The following is a 25,303-nucleotide window of genomic DNA, read 5'->3' as shown; positions in this document are numbered from 1 at the left end:
TCGGCCAGTATTGCGGTTGGCAAAGAACACAGGCGTGTAGCTTGCCAGCCCCACGCCCTCCTGACTCCTTATTCAGAACGAAGTGACCTGACCGGGTTGACCAGGGCCGCTTTGATACTTTGCGAACTGACGGTCAATAAGGCAATACCAACAGACAGCGCACCCGCCAGGGCAAACGTCCACCCGTCGATGCTGATCTTGTAGGCAAAATCCTGTAACCAGCGGTCCATCAGGTACCACGATACCGGAATCGCAGCCACCAGCGCAATCGCAACCAGCTTCAGAAAGTCTTTTGAAAGCAGCGCGATTATACCCATAACCGATGCGCCAAGGACTTTCCGAACGCCAATCTCTTTGGTGCGTTGTTCGGCGGTGAACGTAGCCAGACCAAACAAACCCAGACAGGCGACGAAGATGGTTAACCCGGCGAAGAGACCCAGAATCTGACCTATTTTCTGCTCGGCCCGATACGTGTCGTTAAATCGTTCATCGAGGAACGCGTACGTAAAAGGCGCATCGGTAGTAAGCTGGTTCCACTGCGTTTTCAGTGAAGCAAGCAACCCCGTTATGTCTTTGGTTTTCACTTTTGCAATCACGGTGCCTCCCGTTTGTCCCAGTGTCATGACCAGGGGAGAAATAGGCTCGTGCAGCGATTTGAAATGAAAATCTTTCACCACCCCAATCACCCGTAAGGAAGTCGTGTGGCCCTGATTATCGGCATGGGTAATAGTACGACCCAGTGCCTTGTTCGCCCAGCCCAACGTTTTGGCGGCTGTTTCGTTCAGAATTACCCCCGTTGAGTCGGTTCCGTACGCTTTCGAGAAGTTCCGTCCCGCAGCCAGTTCCATACCCAGCGTGGGGATGTATTCGTAATCGACATCGTAGCGAAGCGTCTTTACCAGTTGGGTCGAGTTGGCTTCGGGATAAACAAAAAAGTTGTTGTTGTTGCTGGGACCAGCTGGCAGATAGCCCGATGTACTCACGTTTACGACACGGGAATCGCGGGCAATCTGATCGCGGAACACGGCTTCGTTTTTACCCAAAAGACTGGTTTCGGTCATCACCAGCACCTGATCTTTCGAGTACCCCAGCTTCTTGTTCTGGATGTAGTCCAGTTGCCGATACACCACCGTCGTGCCTACCATCAGGATAATCGAAACAAAGAACTGAAACACGACCAGACCGCTGCGAACCCCGATACTTTTGCTGTTCCCCTTGAACAAGGACCCTTTCAAAACGGCCACAGGTCTGAACGAAGCCAGGAAAAAGGCGGGATAGCTTCCCGCCAGAATCCCAACCAGCAAACCAAAGAACAGCAGAGCAGGCAGTAACCAACCCGTAGTTAAGAAATTGAGCGTTAACGCCTTTCCCGACAGTTCATTAAACGCGGGTAAGGCCAGGTAAACTACCCCGACAGCCAGCAATAAGGCAATGGCAGTTAGCAGCAGTGACTCGACCAGAAACTGATTGGTCAGGCTTTGCTGCATTGAACCCAGTACTTTGCGGATACCTACTTCTTTCGCCCGCTTCGACGCCCCGGCGGTAGACAGATTCATGAAGTTGATACAGGCGATCAGCAGCATAAACAGCGCGATAGCCCCAAAAATATACACGTACTGAATGTTGCCGGAAGCCGATAAGTCATAGGCAAAATCCGAATGCAGGTGAATGTCCGTCAGCGGTTGCAGGTACAGGCCAATGTCGTTGCCTTTCTGACGGAACTGCGCCAGACTCATGCCCATGCTCTGCTGCAATTGTGGTCCTACGTATTTTTCAACCACCTGCGGCAGTTTAACTTCCAGTTTCCGGTAATCGTAACCGCTGGGCAGAACCAGATAGGTGAAAAATTCAGACGTAACCCAGGAAGATGATTTTGCTTCCGGGAGGCTGGCCATCGACAGGAACAAATCGAAGTGAAAATGCGAATTGACCGGAACCTGCTCGACAACCCCCGTTATCTGGTAGCTGGCGTTCCAGCTTTTCATGGTAATTACTTTACCCACAGGATCTTCATTGCCGAAGTAGTTACGGGCCATTGCCTTTGTAATAACGGCGGTATTGGGTCGAACCAGGGCTGTTTTTGCACTGCCTTCAAGCAGCGGCAGCGTAAACACCTGAAAAAAGTTGGAATCGGTGAACGCAACCGCGGCATCCCGAAACGTCTTTGTATCGACCGTCACGACCGGCGTTCCACCCAACCGAATCCGGGTCGCTTCCTGAACTTCCGGGTAATCGGCCTTCAGTGTTTGTGCAGTGGGTGGCATCACGTGCGCTTCGTTCATCTTTCCGCCGGCCGATGAGCCCCGGAAAATAACGCGTACCATACGATCTGCTTTTTCGTTGTACCGGTCATAGCTCAACTCATCGAGCACAAACAGGCTGATGAGCAGACATGTAGCGATACCAAGCGATAGTCCGATAATATTAATCGCCGAAAACACGCGGTTGCGTACCAAATTACGCCAGGCGATTTTTATGTAATTCTGAAGCATAAAGCGAAGAGTTTGAAACAAGACAGAAGGCATTGGCCCGGAGCAGGGAGGCCAGTACCCGCCCCAGGCCGCACTAATTTATTCGGATCGTAATGACCGTATGGGGTTCATCAAAGCCGCTTTGATACTCTGGAAGCTGACCGTTGCAAACGCAATCACAATGGCTATCGATCCCGCCAGAGCAAACATCCACCAGGATAGCTCGGTCTTGTAGGCATACCCCTCCAACCACTGGCTCATGGCGTACCAGGCCAACGGCGACGCAATCACGATAGCCAGCACAACAAGCTTCAGGAAATCCTGCGAGAGTAAGCCAACGATACTTCTCACCGATGCGCCCAGCGCTTTGCGAACGCCGATTTCTTTCGTCCGTTGCTCCGCCGTGAACGCCGACAAACCAAACAAACCCAGGCAGGAAATGAAAATAGCCAGGAAGGCAAAGTAGTTCGTCAGACTACCCACAACCGTCTCGCTCTTATACAGCTTCTGGTATTCCTCGTCCACGAACTTGTACGCAAACGGAACCTTGGGATTAAACGTTTTGCAGAACGTTTCCAGAGTAGCCAGAGCCTGTTTGGTCTGGCCGGGCTGCGTCCGAATGATGATGCTCTTTCCCACTGCATTGGGCGTGAGACGAACAATCAGGGGCTGAATAGACTCGTGTAACGACTGGAAATGAAAATCGTCTACCACCCCGACAATCTTGCCCGGCTTGCCCCACATGGTCAACGGCTGACCGATTGGGTTTTTATAACCGATTCGTTGCAGCGCGGCTTTGTTGATTAAATAGTTGCTGGAATCCGTCCCGAACTCTTTCGAGAAGTCGCGGCCTTCTACCTTGATTTTTAAGGCTTTCAGGAAATCGTAGCCCACCCCCACGTGGGTAAACAGGATATCCACATTGGGGTCTTTTCCGGGCCATTCGACGCCACCCGTGTTATTCCCCAAACCCGTCGGTGATTCATCCATGAAGGATACCGTCTGAACACCGGGCAGTTGCAGCACCTCGCTTTTAAACGTTTCGTACTTCGCACCAACCTCGCCATCAGACGACAGCAAAATCAGGTTTTCGCGGTCGTACCCAAGGTTTTTGGTTTGCACGTAGTTCACCTGCCGGTACACGACCATCGTACCCACAATCAGTAGCATCGATAGCACAAACTGGAAAACGACCAGCCCCTGCCGGAACAACCGCGCTCCCGACCCGAACTTAAGCGATCCTTTCAGCACCCGAACCGGATTCAGCGACGACAGAAACAAGGCCGGATAACTCCCCGCTACCACCCCCGTAATAAGCGTCATACCGAGCAGGATCAGCCAGAACGATGCCTGAGTAGGCTGTGGGCTGATGTGCTTGCCAGTCAGGGTATTGAAGCCGGGGAGAATCAGACAGACAGCGGCCAGCGCGATTACCAATGCCAACACCGTCAGCAGCAGCGCTTCGCCAACGAATTGTCCAACCAGCAGACTCCGCATGGCACCCACCACTTTCCGGACACCCACCTCCCGCGCCCGCCGGGCTGAGCGAGCCGTAGCCAGATTCATGAAATTGATGCAGGCGATCAGCAGCAGGAAAACCGCCACGATGCCAAACAAACGAACGTATTCGATGCGCCCACCTGATTGCTGCCCGTTCTCAAAACTTGAATACAGATACGCGTCACCATACGGTTGAAGAAACAGCTCGATGTTGAATTTAGGGCCAAGACCGGTATTGTATTTCTTCATAAATGGTTTCAGCTTGGTTTGCAGGCTGGCAACGTTCGCATCGGGGCGAAGCATGACGCGCGTCCGGGGACCGTTGCTATCCCATTCTTTCATCCAACTGTTTCGGCTGAGGCAATCCTGCCAGTTGAGCAGAAAATCGTATTTGTCCGTCGACTGCTCGGGCATATCGTCGAAAACGGCACTGACCCGGTAATCTTTTTCGTTGTCGATCCGCATCGATTTTCCTAAAGCCGCCTGGGCACTGCCATAATACGTTTCGGCTACTTTTCGGGAAATGGCGAGGTTATTCGGTTCAGCCAGCGCCGTTTGGGGTGTCCCGGCCAGGAGCGGGATACTGAACATCTTGAACCAGTCCTCACCAACCCACCGTCCCGATTCTTTATTTACTTTGTCGCCAACGGTAAAGGTCAGGCGCGCATCCCATCCGGTAATACCAGCGGCATACTGCACTTCGGGAAACTGCTTTTTCAGCTCATCGGCCAGCAAACCGGGTGTCGCCCCGTGCGTTACGATCTTACCGTCGTAAAACTGGTGCTCCATCACGTTGTACAGCTGAGGACCGTTGGCGTGATAATTATCCACGCGTAGCTCGTCCTGAATCCAAAGGAAAATCAGCAGACTACACGCCATACCGAGCGCCAGACCCAGGATGTTGATTGCCGAGAACGCTTTGTTGCGAATGATGTTTCGCCAGGCGATTTTAAGGTAGTTGCGTAGCATAAGAAAGAGGATTTATTCGCTTCGTAGCGACTTGACCGGATTGACCAAGGCGGCCTTGATACTTTGAAAACTCACCGTAGCAAAGGCAATCAGCACCGCCAGAACGCCCGCTAACGCAAACATCCACCATTCAATGTCGATTTTATAAGCGAAGCCCTGGAGCCATTCGTTCATGGCATACCAGGCAATTGGACTGGCAATCAGAATGGCAATCAGCACCAGTTTCAGGAAGTCTTTGGAAAGCAGCGAGACAATGCTTCCGACGCTGGCTCCCAGCGCTTTGCGGACGCCAATTTCTTTGGTGCGTTGTTGGGCTGTGAAGGTGGCAAGACCGAGCAGCCCTAAACAGGCTACCAATATGGCCATCAGAGTGAAGAAGCCGAATACCTGCCCAAACCGCTCATCGGCCCGGTATTGTTTGTCGTACCGTTCATTCAAAAACGAGTACACAAACGGGTCGGTTGGGAAAAATTGCGACCAAGCTTTCTTTACAGTAGCGATACCCTGCGTGGGATTACTGTCGGCCAGTTTGATGGATAGCTGCCCATTTACGCCAGGGTCCAGGCGCAAAATAAGCGGCTCGTAGGCTTCCCGAAGGGACTGCTGGTGAAAATCATCGACTACCCCGACTATGGTGAGTATGTCCCCCCAGAAATCTATTTTTTGACCCAGGGCTTTCTCCGGACTGGTGAATCCTAACTGTTTGATACCGGTTTTATTGAAAACCACGGCATCCTTTTCGCCTAGTTTCGTGTCGAAATTACGCCCGGCAATGACCTTCATCCCGAATGCGTTCACAAAATCATAATCGACTCCAATCACGCGATACTGTTTGCCAGTTTCCTGGGGCGTACCCGCTAATCGAATACCCCCTGCGTTGAACTCCACCTTTTCGCCGGGAATTGACCCCGATACGGCAACGCTTTTGATAGCCGACTGCTGAAGGAGATACGTTTTGAATGCCTTTGTTTTGGCTACGCGTGTAGAGTCGTTTATGGGCCTGTCCAGCACCAGTGTCTGGCCAATATCTATGCCCAGGTTTTGGCTACGCATAAACTGCAATTGACGAAATACGGTGATGGTGCCAACCAGCAGAAAAACAGAAGCCGAAAATTGAATAACAACCAACGATTTTCTCAGGAAAACACCTTCTTTGAACGCTGAAACGCCATTTTTAAGCACCGAAACCGGATTAAAATTAGACAGCACAAACGCGGGATAAGCCCCCGACAAAAGCGTCCCAATGGCATACATCGATCCCAGGCCGAGCCAGAAACGGGCCGACCACACAAACGAATAGGTTAGCTGCTGATCCGTAAACTGATTGAATAGCGGAAGGGCTAGTATGATACTAATGAACGCCAGTACGACGGCCATGAAGTTGAGTAAGGCTGATTCGACCAGAAATTGTCCAATCAACTGACTTCGGTATGACCCAACGGCTTTCCGCACGCCCACTTCTTTAGCCCGGCCAATGGCGCGGGCCGTTGCCAGATTGATGTAGTTGATCCAGGCAATGGAAATGATAAAAAAGGCCACACACAGCAACACATACACCGAATTTCCATCGCCATTGGGACTGGCTTCGAACATAAAATGGGAATACAGGTGAATGTCGGGTAGCGACTGCAAGTGCAGGTCCAGCCGGTTCCCCGTTTTTGGATCTACCTGCTCTTTACTCTGTAGGAAAGCGGGAAATTTTGCCGCTAGCTTTTCGGGATCTGTGCCTTGCTTTACGAGCAGATACGTCAGGCAACCATCCCAGTCCCAGGCATTAGCAAGAACTTTATCCGGCTCATTTTTGGGGTTCACCACCCGTTGAAAGGTACTGAACGACATCAGGTAATCGGCTTTCAAATGAGAGCTCTTGGGGAAGTCCTGATACACGCCGGTTATTCTGATCGGAAGCTCACGTTCTATCGTGATGATCTGCCCCATCGGATTTTGGGTTCCGAACAACCGCTTCGCCAATGAGGTCGAAATAACCCCCGTATTGGGTTCAGTTAACGCGGTTTGCTTACTACCCGTCAGCAGCGGATAGGAAAAAACGGTAAAAAACGACGGAGTGACGAACGCACCCTGCTCTATTTTGTACTTCCGGTTGTGTGCTTCCAGCAGCAGGTTGTTCCGAACATAAACTTGGGCATATTCTTCTATTTCCTGGAACGCAGCCTTCAGGTGGCTGCCAACGGCAAACGGCCCGCCTGCCCATTCGGTCGATAGAGCGCCTTTCTCATAACGGTCGGCTTTGACGCGAAAAATACGGTCGGCATGTTCATGAAACCGGTCATAACTCCGTTCAAAAGCAACGTACTGAAAAATGAGCAGCGTAGCCGCCAGGCCCACCGCCAGCCCACCAATATTGATGGCTGAATAAGCTTTGTTTGTGACGATATTCCGCCAGGCGATTTTAAGGTAGTTGCGTAGCATGAGCGTAAGGATTTATTCGCTTCGTAGTGACTTGACCGGATTGACCAGGGCGGCCTTGATACTTTGAAAACTGACCGTGATAAACGCAATGGCCAGCGCCAGGCTACCCGCAGCCACAAAGACCCAGCCCGAAATGTCGATCTTGTAAGCGAAGCCCTGGAGCCAGCGATTCATGGCGTACCAGGCAATTGGACTGGCAATCAGAATCGCTATGCCGACCGGTTTAAGGAAATCGCCCGAAAGCAGCCCGATAATACTGCCCACCGATGCCCCCAGGGTTTTTCGAACACCAATTTCTTTGGTACGCTGCTGGGCCGAAAAAGAAGCCAGACCAAACAGCCCCAGGCAGGCAATGAAAATAGCCAGACCGGCAAAAATACTTAAGATCGTTTGCTGACGCAGGTCAGCCTGGTACATCTGGTCGAACTGCTGGTCCAGGAAATGGTACGTAAGCGGATAAGCGGGTCTTGTTTTGGCGTACAGTTGCTGAATGGTCTCGACCGCAGCGGACAGATTGCCGGGCTTTAACTTGATCAGGGCAACCCGTCGGTCGTCGTTGGGCGCAATAATCAATGGTTCGATGGCTTCTTTCAACGACAGAAAGTTGAAATTCTCGACCACGCCAATGATAGTGCGTCTTGTGCTGTCGTGCCTTGTATTTCGCAGCCATTTGCCGATGGCTTGTTCGGGTGTCCAGCCCAATCGGGCAGCGGCTGTTCGGTTGATCAGAACGGCCTGCGCCGTGTCGGTGGGAAACGCGGGCGAGAAATCCCGTCCCGCAACCAGTTTCAGCCCCAGCGTTTTCACGTAATCGAAATCGGCAAATTCCGTCCGGGCTTTCCAGCGGTTGGCGTGCGCTTCGACATCGAACATATAGCCGTCGAAAAAACCACCCGGCTCGCCCGACATCATCGAAACGGCTTCGATCCGGCTCTGGGCCAGCAGCTCCGGTTTGTGGCCCACGAAAAAGTTATACGTGTCTTCGTTGTCGATGGGTACGACCAGCGTTTGCTCTTTGTTGTAGCCCAGCTGTTTGTTTTTGAGGTAGCTCATCTGCTGCGTACCGATGGCGGTGCCGAGCATCAGCAAAATCGCAATGCTGAACTGCACGATAACCAGTACCTGCCTCAACGAAACACCACCTTTGCCCAGCCGCAGCCGACCTTTTAAGGCCTGAATGGGCGAAAAAGCAGCCAGAACAAAGGCCGGGTAACTGCCCGACAGGAACCCCGCTACCGCAATGATGCCAAGCAGAAACAGTACGATTGGCAGGACGTGAGCCGTTATGGATAATGGATAGCCCAGCAGTTGTGTATACGCAGGCAGCGCCAGCGCCAGCAAGCCAATCGAGAGCAGACACGAGAGCGCCGTCAGCAAGAGCGACTCGCCAATAAATTGCCATACCAGATGCCCTTTGACGGCCCCCAATACTTTCCGGACGCCAATCTCTTTGGAGCGCTCCACGGCCCGAACTGTCGACAGGTTCATGAAATTGATACAGGCCACCAGCAGGATAAGAATCGCAATCGACAGAAAGATATAGACCACACGCTTGTCGCCGTGTTTGGCACTATCGATGACTCCTTCTTCAAAATAAATATCCCGTAACGGAGTGAGCGATAAGGTGAATTTGAAACCGGATTCTTTCATGAGAAGACCGATGTGCTTGTCCATGAAGCGCGGAAAATTGCGTTCGACCTGTGCTTCGCTTACCGTCGGCGCTAGTTGCACATACGTGAACAGATTATGGTTGATCCAGGCGGTCATCCAGCCCCGGTCTTTGTAGTTTTCCAGCGGAATGACCAGATCAAAATCGAGGTGGGAGTTAGCGGGCACATCCTGCGCAATGCCCGTCACTTTGACGGCCAGGTTTTTATCGACTTTAATAATCTTGCCCATTGCGTTGTCGACGCTACCAAAGTATTTTTTGGCCGTCGACTCCGTCAGAACCACACTCGCCGGGTCGATCAATGCCGTAGCCGGATCGCCCTTGAGCAAGGGGAAAGAAAAGAACGTGAAAAAGGTCGGGTCGACATTGATTATTTTTCGTTCGTGAAACGATTTGTTCTGGGACGTAATCAACGCATTCGTAGGGTTCACCCGAACCGCCTGGGTGATCTGCCCCTTAAAATCGGTTAGTAACGCAGCTGCATACGGCCCCGACAGGTAAGAAACAGCGACTTCTTTGCCTTCATGATCCATACCGCGCATTACACGGTAGATGCTTTTGCCATTTTTGTGGAAATTGTCTACGCTGAACTCGTTGCTGATGAACAGAAAGATCATCAGGCATACGGTAATGCCGGTCGACAAACCCAGCAGGTTAATGATCGAAAAGACCTTGTTTCGGATCAGATTGCGAAAGGCAATTTTGAGATAGTTCCGTAGCATAGCGGTTCGGGAAATTTAGTCGTACGCGTTAATCGCAACGCTTATTTGATGACAACGGTGTTTGCTTCGCCCGCCTTCGCCGTGAATGTGGATTGAATCTGCAATACGCCGTTCTGGTAGTACGTTAGCTTGTATTCACCCGGACTTAGGGCCAATTGGTAGGGGAACAGCCGTTTGTCGGTGTTTACTTTGGCGTCTCGTTCAATCGCGTAATCTTCGGTCGGACTGGCCACTTCCAGCTTGACTTTTCCCGCGCAGCTTTCGCATCGAAACGTAACCATCGTTTGTCCCGTATTTGCTGACGCATTCGGTTGAGCAGGTGATTTGGGTCCGCTTATCGGACCGTTTCCGGCAGGATTCGGCGGAGTCGGTCCGCCTACGGTACCTCTGACTGGCCGATCCCGGTTCGTAGCGGTTTCTGATCCGAGAGCCGACTCGCCAACGCCCAGCGAATCCAGCACCCGATTTTTAAGCGCATCCTTCTCGGCAGCATTCAATTTGCGCACATCAAATTTACGATCATAGTTGATGGTCCGTCCATTGCGATCCCCCTCGATCTGGATGGACAGTGTTTTTTCGTCGTCGTTAATGGTTGTGCTCAGCGTAGATGATGATTGGGCCAACGCGCCAAAACCAGCACCGAGCAACAGGAACGTAAGAATAGCTTTCATAAATTCGATTGGACTAACAGGGACTTGTTCAACAGCCGTGCCATGAACAAAAAAAGCCGTTTCTGAACCAGAAACGGCCTGACACCAATTCTTCATGTCCGAAAGTGGACAGTTTACGTCCGATTGTGAACGGTGGATTTATCCAGTATACGTACTAATCATAAAATGAAAAGCGAATTTTAATATTCCTAAATGCAGAGACTAAATAGACAGTCAATTTACACTTAAAGGATTTAGTAACATCATCTTAGAAGTACAGTGGTATCAAATTTCTGTGCTTCGACCGTGTGCTATATCAAAACCCACTTTTTAATAATAGTTTTACGAATAATCCTCAGAGCCGTGCCTATTGAAGTTCGCATCGCAAAATTCAATAGGCACGGCTCTGAGGATTATTCGTGAAATTTAAATAGTACTAGTATTGTAATGTGTGAACTCCTTTAACCTTAATAAATTTTCATGAAACTCCCTTATATACTAAATCCTTTCTATAGGTTTATGCGCGTTCATACTCCTGAGCCTATAAAGCCTACAGTACGAGGGCTTTATAATATGGCTAATAAATATGCCACCTATGGACGAACAGACATATTCACTGCTTTAGATATAGAAATCAACTCAAAATGTAATCTTAAGTGTTCTTATTGTCCTATATCCACAGAGAGTAGAGGGGATGAATACATGTCTGAAGAACTTTTTGGCAAGATACTGGACGACCTTTCCTGTTTTCCCTATTCAGGAAGAATAAGTCCTCATTTCTACGGAGAGCCCACACTTGATGAACGTCTTGTTGGTTTGATGCGCATGGCCAGAGAAAAGCTGCCTAAAGCCCAGCTCATTATTCACACCAATGGCATTAAACTCGATAGATCGAAATACAGACAACTTGTTGAAGCTGGTGTTAGTGGATTTCTAATAACCAGACATACGCCCAAATGGCCCAAAAACGTCATTGACATACAGGAAAAGGAGCTTGATGCAGCTAAATATTTGCGGTTACACGATTTTGAAGATGCAACCTTGTTTAATCGCGGAGGAACCGTAAAGCCAAAAAAAACCAGGACATTAAATCGTTGCTTTTATCTGTCTGATGAAATTGCAATAACTCATACAGGGGAAGTCGTCTGCACGAATGACTTTCATATCACAGAATCCTTCGGGAACGTTAAAGACAGCCATTTACTAAAGGATATATGGTGGGGCGATCATTTTACTGCTATTCGAAAAGAACTTCAATCAGGAACATTTAGACTTGAAGTCTGTAAAGTGTGTTCTGGACGATTAAAAGCTAAAGAGTAATCTACAAGCTAGGTGATACCTATTCAAGCAATTAGGGTAAAAAATGATGATAGAACAAGGCAGTGTAAGCTAAGAACATTCTATTCTGATATCACAAATGAAGCGAGTGAGTGTTTGTATGGCCACCTACAATGGTGCGTTATTTATTGAAGAGCAAATACGTTCCATTCTCGATCAATTGACAGTAGATGATGAGTTGATTATATCAGATGATGGGTCAACCGATAAAACAGTTCAGTTAATTAATTTTTTTGGTGATCAGCGTATACGTTTAGTTTACAGTCAAGGTCATAAATCACCGGCCCAGAACTTCGAGAATGCTCTTCAGCATGCCCAGGGAGCTTTTATCTTTTTATCTGATCAAGATGACATTTGGTACCCTGATAAAGTACAGACCGTATTGAATAGTTTGATTAATTATGATCTGGTTGTAACCGACTGCCAAATTGTAGACAAGGACGGCAAAATATTGCATGATTCTTTCTTTGAAAGCCGCCGAAGCCGCCGGGGGTTTTGGCGTAACCTATGGAAAAATTCATACATGGGATGTTGCATGGCCTTTAAGCGCGAAGTGTTGGCATACGCTCTACCATTCCCTCCTCAACTATACTTTCATGATTGGTGGATTGGATTGATGGTTGAACGTCAAGGTACTCCCTACTTTCTAACCCAGGCACTTATCAAATACCGTCGGCATGGATATAATGTAACACCTACAGGTGAAACGCCCCAATCTTATCAATGGAGGGTACGGTTTCGTAATCGCTTCTGGTTGAGTTGGTCTGTAATGAAACGTTCAATAGCATTAAGTCAGTAACTGATGTTATGCCAATTCCATTTCTGGGTGTTACTAAGTCGATTTTTAAGTAAAGGCAGTTGGCTATTGATTTTTTTCTCAAAAAAGGGTAATCTTATTCGCTTCGCAAACTTTTGACCGGGTTCATCAAAGCGGCTTTAATACTCTGATAGCTGATGGTCAGTAGCGCAATGCCCGCCGAGAGAAAGCCCGCCAGTACGAATACCCACCACTCGATCTCCATTTTGTAGATAAAGCCTTTTAGCCATTGCTGCATCACATACCAGGCCACGGGTGAGGCAATGACAATAGCCACCAGAACCAGCTTCAGAAAATCGGTCGAGAGCATCGCTACGACGCTGGCTACCGATGCGCCGAGTACTTTGCGCACCCCAATTTCTTTGGTGCGCTGTTCCGCCGTGAAGGTCGCCAGTCCAAACAAACCCAGGCAGGAAATGAAAATCGCTAAAATGGCGAAATAGTTGGCTAACTGACTAACCACTTGCTCACTCCGGTACAGCTTGGCGTATTCCTGATCGGAAAACTGGTACATAAAGGGCGTTTTCGGGTTCAGTTCCTTGCAGATTTTCTCCAGATTCGCAAGGGCTTCTTTGGTCTTACCCGCTTCGGTACGAACCAGAATAGTCCCCCATTCGGCGTTTTTGTCCAACCGAATAATCAGGGGTTCGATGGATTGCCGCATCGAGTTGAAATGAAAGTCGGCGAGTACGCCAATGATTTTACCGGTACGTCTCCCCCAATCCAGCGATTGACCAATCGGATTTTTAGCGCCAATCTTGGCCGCTGCTGTTTCATTGATGATGTAGCTTATTGAGTCCGTACCGAATTCGGGCGAGAAATCGCGGCCATCCCGCAGTTTCAGTTTCAGCGTTTTCACGAAATCGTAGCCAACGGCGGTATTGGCAAAGGCGGTTCTCAGATTCGGGTCTTTACCCGGCCAGCTGACATCGTCAACGTGATGCCCGATCTCGGTCGGTGATTCACGCATCCGGGAGATAGCCACAATACCTGCCTGCTTGGCTAGCTCGTCCTTGAAGAGGTCGTATTTCTGGATCAAATCACCTTCAATAGGTACGTAAATCAGGTTTTCGCGGTTGTAGCCGAGGTTTTTCGTTTGTACGTAATGCATCTGGCGGTAGACCACAATCGTGCCGACAATGAACAGAATCGACAAGCCAAACTGAAACACGACTAAGGCCTGACGAAAAAACGTTGTACCGGGGTTGAACCGCAGTCGTGCCGACGGGCCGCTGCCTTTTAACACGCTGATTGGACTCAAAGACGACAGAAACAAGGCCGGATAACTACCCGCAATAAGACCGGTCAGCGCGAGTAAGCCTACTAAAAAGGCCCAAAACACGGGCTGGCCAATCGGCAAAACCAGCATTTTCCCAGTGAGCGTACTGAAAGCCGGGAGGAGCAAAACGACCAGCAACAGAGCGATGAGTGTCGAAGCGAACGTGATCAGCAAAGCCTCCCCCACAAACTGCCCGATCAGCGATGAACGACCCGCACCAATCACTTTCCGGACACCCACTTCCCTTGCCCGTTTGGTAGACCGGGCCGTGGCCAAGTTCATGAAGTTGATGCAGGCAATCAGCAGAATAACGACCGCTACGATACTAAACAGCCGTACGTACTCAATCCGCCCCCCATCGAGCTGACCGTTTTTAAACGTCGAATGCAGGTATTTCTCCGGATACGGTTGCAGGCCTAATTCAACCACAAAGCCTTTACTCTTTGGCAAGTAGCGAGCAATGAAGTCCTTGATCTTCGCTTCGACTTTTGCCCTATCAGCGGGTTTACCATCCCGGTCCGGGCGCAATTGCACGTACGTCATGGGATCGGTGCTGGTCCAGGTTTTTGCCCACTCGTTTTCTTTGACGAAATCAACCCACGGCCTCAGAAAATCGAATTGTTGCGACGAATTGGCCGGTAGGTCTTCGAAGACTGCTGTTACGCGCAAATTCTCCTTATTCTCGTACCGGATCGATTGGCCCATTGCCTGCTCGGGACTCCCGAAAAACTGGTCAGCCATTTTTCTGGAGATGGCGATGCCGCCGGGACTGCCTAGTGCGGTAGCGGGGGTTCCCCGCAAAAAAGGATAGGAAAACATGCGGAAGAAGTCAGCGCCCGCAAACGTTCCGCTCATTTTGATGATTTTGTCACCGTTGGCAAACGTGGTCGGGTAACTCGACTCGATCGCACTGGCATACTGTATTTCGGGAATCGTACGCTTGAGTTCATCGGCCAGCAGCCCCTGCGTAAAATAGCTGGCCTGCGCTTTCCCCTCAAAATATTGTCGTTCGTAGACCTGGTAAAGGTGATTACCGTTGGCATGGAAACGGTCCACGTTGCGTTCGTCCTGCACCCATAGCATGATCAGCAGGCTACACGCCATACCGAGGGCAAGACCCAACAGATTAATGATCGAAAACGCTCTATTTCGACTCAGGTTTCGCCAGGCGACCGTGACATAATTTCGTAGCATATCCGGACTTAAACAATAAGGTGAAGCATACCCATTGGTGGTTTCGCGCTTGATCATCGATGGGCGCAGGTACGCCAGCATCTCTTGCCAATACAACCGTCGGGCTTTGGCGGGCCCCAGTTGTTGCAGGCGTCGGTAATAGCGTTCGTGGCTGTCGCCCAGCACCTCTTCCCGCAGGTGCGGAGCCACCAGCCAGTTCAGCAGCCGGTCGGCCCAGGTGGGCGGGGGCTGGGGGTTTCCGGATCGATTCGAATTCATACGAGTACCCGGTCTCTATTCACTTCGCAAACTTCTGACGGGGTTAACCAGAGCCGCTTTGATAGCCTGATAGCTAACCGTTGTTAACGCAATCGCGATGGCAAGAACACCCGCAACGGCAAAGACCCACCATTCAATCTGAATGTGATACGCAAATTCGCTAAGCCACTGATTAGCCTCCCACCAGGCAATGGGAAAAGCAATTCCATTAGCGATCAAAACCAGCTTCAGAAAATCCTTCGACAGCAAAACGCTTAAATTCAGCACGCTGGCTCCTAATACCTTTCGCACACCAATTTCTTTGATGCGCTGTTCGGCAGCATACGTAGCCAGCCCAAACAAACCCAGACAGGCAATGGCAATCGTAATCAGAGCCACCCAGATCAGCAGGGTTTCACGGCGTTGGTCTTCGGCATAGAAACGCGCTAATTGTTCATCCAGGAAATGATATTCCAGCAGGTGCGTCGGGTCCGTTTTGATCAGCACGTCGTTCATTCGGGCCAACGTCGCCGGAATGTCCCGACCTTCGATTCGGGCTGTAAAATAATCAATGGTATGCACAGGATTTTTCTGGTAGCCTAACACCAGCGGGGCAATTTTCTCGCGCAACGATTGAAAGTGAAAATCATTCACGATGCCGACGACTCTGGCTCTAAATGGCTCATTGGCCTCATTGAGTGGCCGGTAGCTCCCGCCCATCGCGCGCGCTGGTATTTCAACCTGCTGACCCGATGCTTCCTTGATGTGGAGCAGTTTAGCCGCTGTTTCATTCAGAATCACCGAAGACGAATCGCTCACTCCCCCAAAGTTTCGCCCCGCCACCAGTTTGACGTCAAAGGTCCGGGCAAAGTCTTCGTCGGCTCCGATCCAGTACGCCACATTATGCGGATCGGTATTGCCCACGGTTCTGATTTTAACCGTCGGAATGGCTTTCCATTCGCCGGGTACCCGCGACGTAACCGATACGTGTTTGACCGTTGGAATCCGGCTAAACTCAGTTTTAATCGTCTGAGCGTCTTTTCGTACGTCACCGCTATTAATATCGACGACCAGCAACAGTTCTTTGTTGAACCCCAAATCCTTGTTATTCGCAAACTGGACCTGCTGGAAAAGCACGATGGTAGCAATCATCATAATCACCGAAATTGTGAACTGAAAAACGACCAGTCCTTTCCGCAACGACAAGCTTCCGCTGTTCTGACTTTTGAGATTCCGGAGTAGCAAAAGCGGGCTAAACCGCGACAGTAAAAAGGCCGGATAACTCCCCGACAGCAAACTGGTAACGATAATCGCCAGAAGACTATAAAGCCAGATTCGGTAGTCGCTGTGAATACCCAGCGACAGTTCTTTGTTAGTGAATTGATTGAAGACTGGCAGCAGTAGATTGACCAACGCTACGGCCAGCAGAAACGAGATCGTGGTGACGAGCAGCGCTTCGATCAGAAACTGGTAAACGAGCTGGCTCTGAAACGCCCCGTTGGCTTTCCGAACGCCGATTTCCTTCGACCGGTTAGACGCTCTGGCGGTGGCAAGGTTCATGTAGTTGATGCAGGCGATGAGTAACACAAACAGCCCCACGATGGCGAAAATTTTGATGTACAGCAAAACGCCCTGGCTCATGGCGTCCACGTTAGCGTTTCGGGCACCGTCTACAATACCTTCGGAATACAGGTGAACGTCGGCCAGGGGTTGCAGCGTGTAATTCACCGCATGACCGGCCTCCCATTTTACGTGGGCGTTCAACAGATCCGTTAATTTCCGAGCCGCGATTTGGGGATCAGCCTTTTCTTTTAGCAGAAAAAATGTCGTAAAATTTTGAGAGTCCCAATCCTGTATCCACTCCGTAAACTCGTCATCGTTGCTGATGGTCGCTTCCGAAACGATTGCCTTGAAATCGAAGCTCGAATTGCGGGGATGATTTTTCAGAACAGCCGTTATTTTCAGCGGTTTATTCAACTCAAATTCAACGGTTTTACCGATAACGTCCGTTCGACCAAACAGTCGTTGCGCCAATTCTTCGACGATAATAATGGCGTTCGGTTCATTCAGTACCGACTTGTTGTCACCATAGATGACGTCAAAATCAAACATGGTCAGCAAGCCCGGATTGCCAAAGGTGACGGTTTCCTGAAACGAATGCTTGTTTTCGGGATTTGATAGGTTAGCGCGTCCGGTCCGGGCAATACGCGCCGAATTGTCTATTTCACCGATGTTTTTTTTCGCTTCTTCAGCTATTTTGTAGCTCGATGCCGCAATCGTCAGCGCATCGGTCGGTGTCTTTTTGTGCTGAATCGCCCGGTAGATCCGGTTCGTGTTGCGGTGCTGCTGGTCAAACGTCAACTCATCGAAGAGGTACAAGCCGATCAGTAAAAAACAGGTGATACCAAAGGTCAGACCCGCCACATTCAGGGCCGTGTACAGCTTGTGGCGGCTTAACGTTCGAACGGCGATTTTTACGTAATTTCCAAACATGTCTGTAGTCGTTGGATTGGGGTATTCGTTCGGTTGACGTTTTATAAAAGAAAGCCGCAGGTAGGCCAGCACCTCGCGCCAGTACGTAAAGCGGGCTTTGCGTTCACCCAGGCGCTGTACGCGCCGGGCGTAGCGTTCGTGAACGTCGCCCAGCACTTCTTCCCGCAGGTGCGGAGCCACCACCCAACCGAGCAATTGATCGACCCATTTGGGCGTTCCGGTACGATTCCGGGGTGTCGAGTTATCGTTCATACGGTTGATGCCCTACTCCATTTTCAAACTCTTCACCGGATTCAGTAAGGCCGCTTTGATGCTTTGAAAGCTGACGGTGAGCAACGTAACAACCATGGCACCCAGACCCGTCAGGGCAAAGATCCACCAGGACATCTCCGTCCGGTATTCGTATTTCTGCAACCAGTTTGAGAGCAGGTAGTAGGCTACGGGTGTGGCGATGAGAAAGGCGATACCAACCAGATAGACAAACTCTTTAGACAAAAGCCCCCAGACATTGAGTATCGATGCCCCCAGTACTTTCCGAACCCCGATCTCCTTCGTACGTCGTTCGGCCATGAACGAAGCCAGACCAAACAAACCCAGACAGGAAATAAAGATGGCCAGACCAGCGAAAATCCCAGCCAGTTTTCCAATGAGCGATTCCTGCTTAAACTTGGCAGCGTAGCTCTCGTCGGCAAACTGATAACTATAGGCATACGACGGATTGTAGGTATTGAACAAAGCCGTCATCTTGCTAAGGGCCTCCTGCGTCGTTAGACGGGGGGAAATGCGGTACAAAAGGACGTTGAGCGGGAACGACGTGCAGACAAACATCGTTGGGTCGGCTTTGGTAAAAGGCGATTGCATCAGGGCGTTTTTGGCGACACCGACAATGCGTAGCGGTTTTCCCTGCCAGGTAATGAGCTGACCAATCGGGTTCGGCAATCGGAACCGTTTAATGGCCGCTTCGTTAAAAATAACGCTGGTTGTATCGTTTTCACCGCTGAAATCCCGACCCTGCGCCAGCGTCATGCCTACCGTTTTGAAGTAGTCCTTAGCAACCAGTATAACGCCCAGCTCTACCGTTTCACCCGCGTTTTTGCCGGGCCATTTGTCCAGATCGGAATGCCACCAGATATCCGTCGCCGGACTCGATGACTGCGATACCTGCTCAGCAATGCCGTTTTTGATCAACTCATCTTTCAGAACGGTGAAATTCTGACTGAGCTCAAGGTTCATGTTGGTCATCAGCAGCCGGTTGACATCGTACCCCGTCGGCCTGTTCTTCGCGTGCTGGATTTGTTTAAAAACGATGATGGCGCTCAGGATCAAGGCAATGGAGCAGCTGAACTGAGCGACCACCAATACCTTACGCGGTAACGAAGCCGCTTTTCCAACCTGCATCGTACCTTTTAGCACCTTTACGGGTTGAAACGAAGACAGATAAAAGGCGGGTAAACTACCGGCCAGCAGCGCCGTTATCAGCAGGCAGCCCAGCACCGCCATCCAGAACCCAGCCGTCGTGTACGGAATAGCGATCTGGCTTTCAGTCAGGCTATTGAATGCGGGCAACAGGATCTGCATCAGGAGCAGGGAGAACAGGAAGGCGACAACCGTAAGCAGGAACGATTCGATCAGAAACTGGCCGATGAGCTGCTGCCGTTGCGAACCAACTGACTTTCTGACCCCTACTTCTTTGGCTCGTCTGGCCGAACGGGCGGTGGTCAGGTTCACAAAGTTGATGCAGGCAATCAGAACGACTAGAATACCAATCACGCTGAACATTCGGATGTACTCAATGAATCCACCCGTTTCTTTTCCATTCTGGTACGTGGAGTACAGATGCCAGTTTTGCAGCGGTTGCAGGATCACTACCGAATTCATCGCATTACTATTGTTCCGCTCTGTATGCTGAATCAAGGCAATTTTATTGGAAACCTGTGCATAGGATGCGCCGGGTTTGAGTTTGACGAAGATTTGATACCCGTTATTACCAAAGCTGCCGCTGCGATCCATCCGCACGTTGTTTACCGTGGCTTCGTAATAACTGAACGGAACGAGGTAGTTGAACTGCAACGACGAATTGGTGGGTAGATCCTTCAGAATCCCCGTTACTTTTAGATCGTTCTGGTTGTCGAACCGCACGATCTTACCCATTGGATTTTCGCTTCCAAACAGCGCTTTGGCGGTCGATTCGGTCAGCACAATCGAATAAGGGTCTTTCAGCGCCAGGCTAGCTTTCCCTTCGACCAGCGGGTATTGAAACATTTGCAGAAAGTCGCCCCCGATCTGGGCACCGTTCAGGTAAATTTTCTTATCGCCGACCTTGAGCCCGTGAGAACCCATATGATCGCTCTCGGCAACCTGTTCAACTTCTGGTATCTGATAACGTAGCGCGTCGGCCAGCTTGAGGGATGTCGTCGTAAACGTGAGCGTGTCGCCGTTGCTGTTGAAATTTCGTCGTACCTGGTACAGCTGCTGATAGTCCGGGAGAAACTTGTCGTATGAATACTCGTGGTGTATCCACAGACCGATGAGCATGGCAACCGCCATTCCGACCGACAACCCCGCGATGTTGATAAACGAGTAACCCTTCTGCTTGATCAGGTTGCGAAAAGCGATTTTCAGATAATTCCGTAGCATGTCTGTATAGCTTGGGGTAGAATACGGTGATGGTTTACGTGTAATGAATGAGGGTCTTGCGTAGGCGAGCACCTCGCGCCAGTACGTAAGACGGGCTTTGCGTTCACCCAGGCGCTGCACCCGCCGGGCGTAGCGTTCGTGAATGTCGCCCAATACCTCTTCACGCAGATGCGGAGCCACCAGCCAACCGAGCAGTTTGTCGACCCACTTCGACAAGGGCGGCTTTTGCGATTGATCAGGTTTCATACGGCTCAGGGGTCAACTCCACTTGAGTATCGTGTGGGGGACAATCCGGTCCCATAGTCGATTCCGCACGGCGCGTACCTCGCTCAGCACCCGTCCGCCCAGGGGCGTAACGGTAAACAGGCGTTTTCGTCGCCCGCCCCGCTCAGCGGTTGCCTCACCTAGTAGCGAGGTCAGGTAGCCTTTCTGCTCCAGCCGTTGCAGGGCCGCATGAACCGCTCCCGTGCTGACCGTATTGCCCGTTTCCCGCTCCAGTTCTTCAGCGATTACTACTGAATACGCCGAAGGAGAAAGGGCCGCCACCGCCAGCAAAACCACCTCTTCAAACTCGCCTAAATCACTCCGTCGCATACGGTAAATAGTAGCGTTAGCCTCGTCGTTTTATTTCCTCTATTTCGGTATGTCAAATCACTTGCCAAACTACAGAATGGCTCATTCTGCCACGTAGGAGCCTGTCTTGAGTGAATCGAAGAAAGACGGCTGTCCAGAAACGGACACTATTTGTACACCAACGGACAAAAAAAGCACTGCTTTATGAGTTGTTTATTACAAAACGAAAAGTGAGTTTCAACATCTCTAGATGTGAAGATTAGGTTTACATTCAGAATGCATTTAATGACGTCATAGTGTATCGTCAAATAATATTTTTGATTGACAACTTGGCATTCATAGAAGCGGTATTTTTGTGCATATTTGCTTGATCAAAATATCCACTTAATAACTACAAGATGTCTCTCTCCTTTACAATTAGTAAGCTATTACGGCTCAGCTTAGCTTTCAGTATTGCTATATGCCTGTTATCCTGTCAAGATCACCGTGTTCCTCAGCAGCGATTCAGATTAAAAGCAATAAATAAAATGGAGACAACTATTCCTTATCTCTATACCTTTGACTACGACAGCGCGGGTAGATTATCTAGCTTTACGTTCAGTAACTATCCTTCAATAGGAACTTTACTATCCCGCATTTCTTACGACGAAAAAGGACGGGCAACCCAATTTGACCTTAATTACAATTACGGTATTGGCTCACCGCAAATTCGATATATACCTAGCTACGATACAAATGGTAATATAGAAACATATACGTCTTTTATTAACTACCCAAATACGACCCAGTTCAAAAAGGATGGCGTCATGTCCCTCTATTATGAGCCTGGCCGCAAAACCCCAATTCGAATCACTTACGTGGACGGAGTATCCAATTTTGCAGAAGAGTTTACGTATGCAGGTAACAATGTAGTAAAGTTGCTTTACTACAACGGAAGTACACCTGAGCCCTCGGTGCAAACATTTACGTATGATAATGCTCCTAATCCTTTGTATGGATTTGGGCCAATATTTGGTTTCAGCGTTGATAAACTTAGCGAAAACAACCAAACAGGCACGTATCAGTTAACCTACAATGCAAACGGACTGCTGGCTAGGCGCTACAGAGCTGAACCGTTTTACAACGAGGAATTTATCTATGAAGCATACTAGCATTGGCAAAAAGTAAAGGCAACCATGCCGGGTAGGGTTAAATTGGTAATCTGGAATATCCGCTTATCGGCTACCAAATCGATGCACTAAACCATAGTTGTACCGAAGCCTAGGTACAAGTCCGCATCGACAAGATCATTTAGCGATCCATCCAAACGCCATAGGTAACCCATCTGGGCACTTACGACACCTTTCAAGTCGTTTCGACTTTTACAATGGCCATTATAGTTCAAATATTATAGCTAGAGCAAATACCCTCGAAGAGAATAATATAAGAAAGGAGGTATTCATTCAAGACCCCTTCCTGCAATCAAGCCTCAAAAAAAGATCGTTCAGCCACAAGGCTGAACGATCTTTTTTTGAGGCTTGATTGCGTGATCCATCGACATCCGTGCGCCCTCCAGGATGATGGTATCTCTACCATCTATCGTCATTACAAAAACCTGTGACTTGAGTGGTGCTTTTCCAGCGTGCAACCAATCAACTTATTCGCTTCTCAACGATTTGACCGGATTCATCAAAGCGGCTTTGATGCTCTGGTAGCTTACGGTCAGCATGGTAACCGCCAGTGCTCCCATTCCTGACAAAGCAAAAATCCACCACGACAGATCCGAACGGTACGCGTACTGCTGCAACCAGCTATTCATGACGTAATAGGCCGTTGGCGACGCGATCAGAACGGCAATGACAACCAGGACGATAAAGTCTTTCGACAGCAATTGCCACAGATTAAATACCGACGCGCCGAGTACTTTACGCACACCGATCTCTTTGGTGCGTTGCTCAGCCATGTACGAAGCCAGACCAAATAAGCCCAGGCAGCTGATAAAAATGGCGAGGATGGCGAACACGGAAGCCAACTGCCCAATACGCTCTTCGGCGCGAAACTTACGGTCGTACTCGTCGCTGGCAAACTTGTAATCGAAAGGACTGCCCGGATTGTATTTTCGAAAAATAGGTTCGATGCGTTCCAGAGCCTCGCTCATACTCAACTGCGGGTTTAGCTTTACGATAACGATATTGGCCCATTGGTAATCGAGCAGAAAAACCGTTTGCTTCACGGGTTCAAAAGGCGAACTCATCACCATGTCTTTAATGACCCCGACGATTGTATACTTCTTGCCGTTCCATTTCAGAATTTCGCCCAGGGGCTGCTTCAAACCCATAAACTTTACGGCACTTTCGTTGACAACCACGCTGAGCGAGTCGGTCGAGAAATCGCGCGAGAAATTACGCCCCTGCTTAAATTGCCAGCCGACCGTGTTGGCGAAATCGTGCGTGACGGCTACCGTACCAAAATCGCCCAATAGATCCGGATCTTTACCTTTCCAGTCGAAGCTAGCGTCGTTGGCCCACACATCAGTCGTTGGACTCGATGATTCGGCCATGTCGAGTACGGCACCGGTTTGGCGTAGTTCGTTTCGGATAGCCTCGTAATGCCCGTACAATTCGGGGGTGTTCATCGCAATACCCAGCAAGCCGTTCCGGTCGTAGCCAGTCGGACGGCTTTTAGCATGTTGGATTTGCCGAAAAACAACGACCGTACCAATGATCAGCGTTACAGACACGGCAAACTGCACCACAACCAACACCCGACGAGGAGTAGCGGCCAACCGTCCGAAACCCACCCGAGTCGATGAAGCCATTCCTTTCAACACTTTGATTGGTTGAAAAGACGACAAGTAGAAAGCTGGATAGCTACCCGCCAGCAAACCGGTCAGCAGACTGAACCCGAACGTAAGTGCCCAAAACAACGGATCAGCCCACAGAATGACCATCTTTTTGTCGGCAATAGCGTTAAACCACGGCAGCATAAGCTGTACCAGTCCCAGCGACACCACCAAAGCAATAAACACGACCAGTAACGACTCGCTAAAAAACTGGCTGATCAACTGACTGCGCATCGACCCGACCGCTTTGCGAATGCCTACCTCTTTCGCTCGTTTTTCGGAACGCGCCGTTGACAGATTCATGAAGTTGATACAAGCCAGCAGCAAGACAAAAACGCCAATGATTCCGAACAGCCACACGAACTGAATCCGCCCACGAACAGGCACCCCGTTTTCCCACTCCGAATACAGATGCCAGCGGCTCATTGGGTACAGAAAAACCCTCGGATCGAACTTGGCTAGGTCTTTATCGTGGGTCGCTTTGATCCGTTTGATTTGGTCTGAAACGCGGCTCAGATCGGCGTTCGGCGCCAGTTGCACAAACAGTTTAAACGAATTGTTGGACCAGTTCTCTTCCGACCGTTTTACCCAGGCCTGCGTGTTTATCCAAAATTGCCAGGGCAGCAAAAACGAGTTTTCGTTAAACGTCGTATTTTTGGCAAAATCCTCGTAGACACCCGCTACCTTGACCGTCTGCTTGTTATCAAATCGGACCAGTTTGTTGATGGGATCTTTTTCACCGAACAAGGCTTTCGCCACCGATGCCGACAGCAGAATAGTCGTAGGATCATTGAGCGCCGACCGCGTTCCGCTCACCATGTTCAGGGAAAGCATTTCGGGTAAATCAGGATCGACAAAACTGCCCAGCTTCATAAATTTGTTTGGCCCGGCCGCCAGGATGTGTTCAGTAGCCCACGACGACAGGGCGATATGGCTAAAGTTCGTTCCGTATTCATTGCGTAAAGCCGCCCGCATTGGAATAGGAACTACTTCGCTCGATGATGTTGTTCCGTTGAACGTCTGGTGCTGCATCACCTGCGCAATCCGGTCGTAGTTGGCAAACGATTTATCGAACGATAATTCGTCGTACACCCATAAACCGATCAACATCGCCACAGCCATGCCTACGGCTAGTCCGCCAATGTTGATCAACGAATACGTCTTGTTCTTGACAAGGTTTCGGAAAGCGATTTTGAAATAATTTCGGATCATGTCAGGGCCTAGGGGAAAAGGGGTTGAATACACGGTTGATCGCTTCCGACAGGCCAGCGGTCGCAGCAATTTCAGGGCACTGAGGCCGTAATGCCAGCGGGCACGACGTTCACCAACGGTCTGCACCCAGTAGGCATAGAGTTCGAGCAGATCACCTTCGACTTCTTCCTGGGTAGTGGGATCGCCCCACCACCTTAGCAGCGTCTGCGCCCAGCGGGGCGGTCGGGGTGCTCCGCTGGTAAACCGCGCATCACCACCATTTCGGGATTCGTTGTTCGGGATGCGCATGAG

At 50.0% G+C, this 25,303-nt stretch carries 13 protein-coding genes; 3 read left to right on the top strand and 10 right to left on the bottom strand.

From position 1 onward, the window contains the following. Positions 1-68: 68 nt before the first annotated feature. The 5 genes from LQ777_RS04525 to LQ777_RS04505 form a co-directional block, all read right to left on the bottom strand. Positions 69-2,492 carry an ABC transporter permease gene (locus LQ777_RS04525; RefSeq protein WP_232561333.1) on the bottom strand — a complete coding sequence of 808 codons (2,424 nt, stop codon included), beginning with the start codon at positions 2,490-2,492 and terminating at the stop codon, positions 69-71. 78 nt (positions 2,493-2,570) lie between these two features. Continuing rightward, complete coding sequence (locus LQ777_RS04520; RefSeq protein ID WP_232561332.1) at positions 2,571-4,940, bottom strand: ABC transporter permease; 2,370 nt, start codon at positions 4,938-4,940, stop codon at positions 2,571-2,573. A gap of 12 nt (positions 4,941-4,952) precedes the next feature. Then, a complete protein-coding gene (locus LQ777_RS04515) occupies positions 4,953-7,370 on the bottom strand; it encodes an ABC transporter permease (RefSeq protein ID WP_232561331.1) in 2,418 nt (805 codons plus the stop codon). 12 nt (positions 7,371-7,382) lie between these two features. Beyond that, a complete protein-coding gene (locus LQ777_RS04510; RefSeq protein WP_232561330.1) occupies positions 7,383-9,761 on the bottom strand; it encodes an ABC transporter permease in 2,379 nt (792 codons plus the stop codon). 41 nt (positions 9,762-9,802) lie between these two features. Beyond that, a complete protein-coding gene (locus tag LQ777_RS04505) occupies positions 9,803-10,528 on the bottom strand; it encodes a hypothetical protein (protein WP_232561329.1) in 726 nt (241 codons plus the stop codon). 363 nt (positions 10,529-10,891) lie between these two features. Between LQ777_RS04505 and LQ777_RS04500 the strand changes: the two genes are divergently transcribed. Further along, a complete protein-coding gene (locus LQ777_RS04500) occupies positions 10,892-11,731 on the top strand; it encodes a radical SAM/SPASM domain-containing protein (protein ID WP_232561328.1) in 840 nt (279 codons plus the stop codon). A 118-nt stretch (positions 11,732-11,849) separates the two neighbouring features. After that, a complete protein-coding gene (locus tag LQ777_RS04495) occupies positions 11,850-12,548 on the top strand; it encodes a glycosyltransferase family 2 protein (protein ID WP_232561327.1) in 699 nt (232 codons plus the stop codon). A 94-nt stretch (positions 12,549-12,642) separates the two neighbouring features. Here the strand turns inward: LQ777_RS04495 and LQ777_RS04490 are convergent, their stop codons facing one another. From LQ777_RS04490 to LQ777_RS04475, 4 genes are read right to left on the bottom strand one after another with little or no spacing between them, the layout of a single operon-like run. After that, positions 12,643-15,297 carry an ABC transporter permease gene (locus LQ777_RS04490; RefSeq protein ID WP_232561326.1) on the bottom strand — a complete coding sequence of 885 codons (2,655 nt, stop codon included), beginning with the start codon at positions 15,295-15,297 and terminating at the stop codon, positions 12,643-12,645. 15 nt (positions 15,298-15,312) lie between these two features. After that, on the bottom strand, positions 15,313-18,021 hold the full coding sequence (locus LQ777_RS04485; protein WP_232561325.1) for an ABC transporter permease: 2,709 nt from the start codon (positions 18,019-18,021) through the stop codon (positions 15,313-15,315). Between the two features lie 12 nt (positions 18,022-18,033). After that, positions 18,034-20,652 carry an ABC transporter permease gene (locus LQ777_RS04480; protein WP_232561324.1) on the bottom strand — a complete coding sequence of 873 codons (2,619 nt, stop codon included), beginning with the start codon at positions 20,650-20,652 and terminating at the stop codon, positions 18,034-18,036. A 12-nt stretch (positions 20,653-20,664) separates the two neighbouring features. Continuing rightward, the gene (locus LQ777_RS04475) at positions 20,665-21,000 is read right to left on the bottom strand and encodes a PadR family transcriptional regulator (RefSeq protein WP_232561323.1); all 336 of its coding nucleotides are present in this window, start codon (positions 20,998-21,000) and stop codon (positions 20,665-20,667) included. 506 nt (positions 21,001-21,506) lie between these two features. Here LQ777_RS04475 and LQ777_RS04470 point away from each other — a divergent pair. Then, complete coding sequence (locus tag LQ777_RS04470) at positions 21,507-22,130, top strand: hypothetical protein (RefSeq protein WP_232561322.1); 624 nt, start codon at positions 21,507-21,509, stop codon at positions 22,128-22,130. 485 nt (positions 22,131-22,615) lie between these two features. Here the strand turns inward: LQ777_RS04470 and LQ777_RS04465 are convergent, their stop codons facing one another. Further along, positions 22,616-25,300 (bottom strand): ABC transporter permease, encoded by a 2,685-nt coding sequence (locus LQ777_RS04465; RefSeq protein WP_232561321.1) that lies wholly within the window; start codon positions 25,298-25,300, stop codon positions 22,616-22,618. Positions 25,301-25,303: the final 3 nt, after the last annotated feature.

The organism is Spirosoma oryzicola, from assembly GCF_021233055.1.
Classification (GTDB): domain Bacteria; phylum Bacteroidota; class Bacteroidia; order Cytophagales; family Spirosomataceae; genus Spirosoma; species Spirosoma oryzicola.
This window is presented reverse-complemented; position numbering and strand designations above follow the sequence as displayed.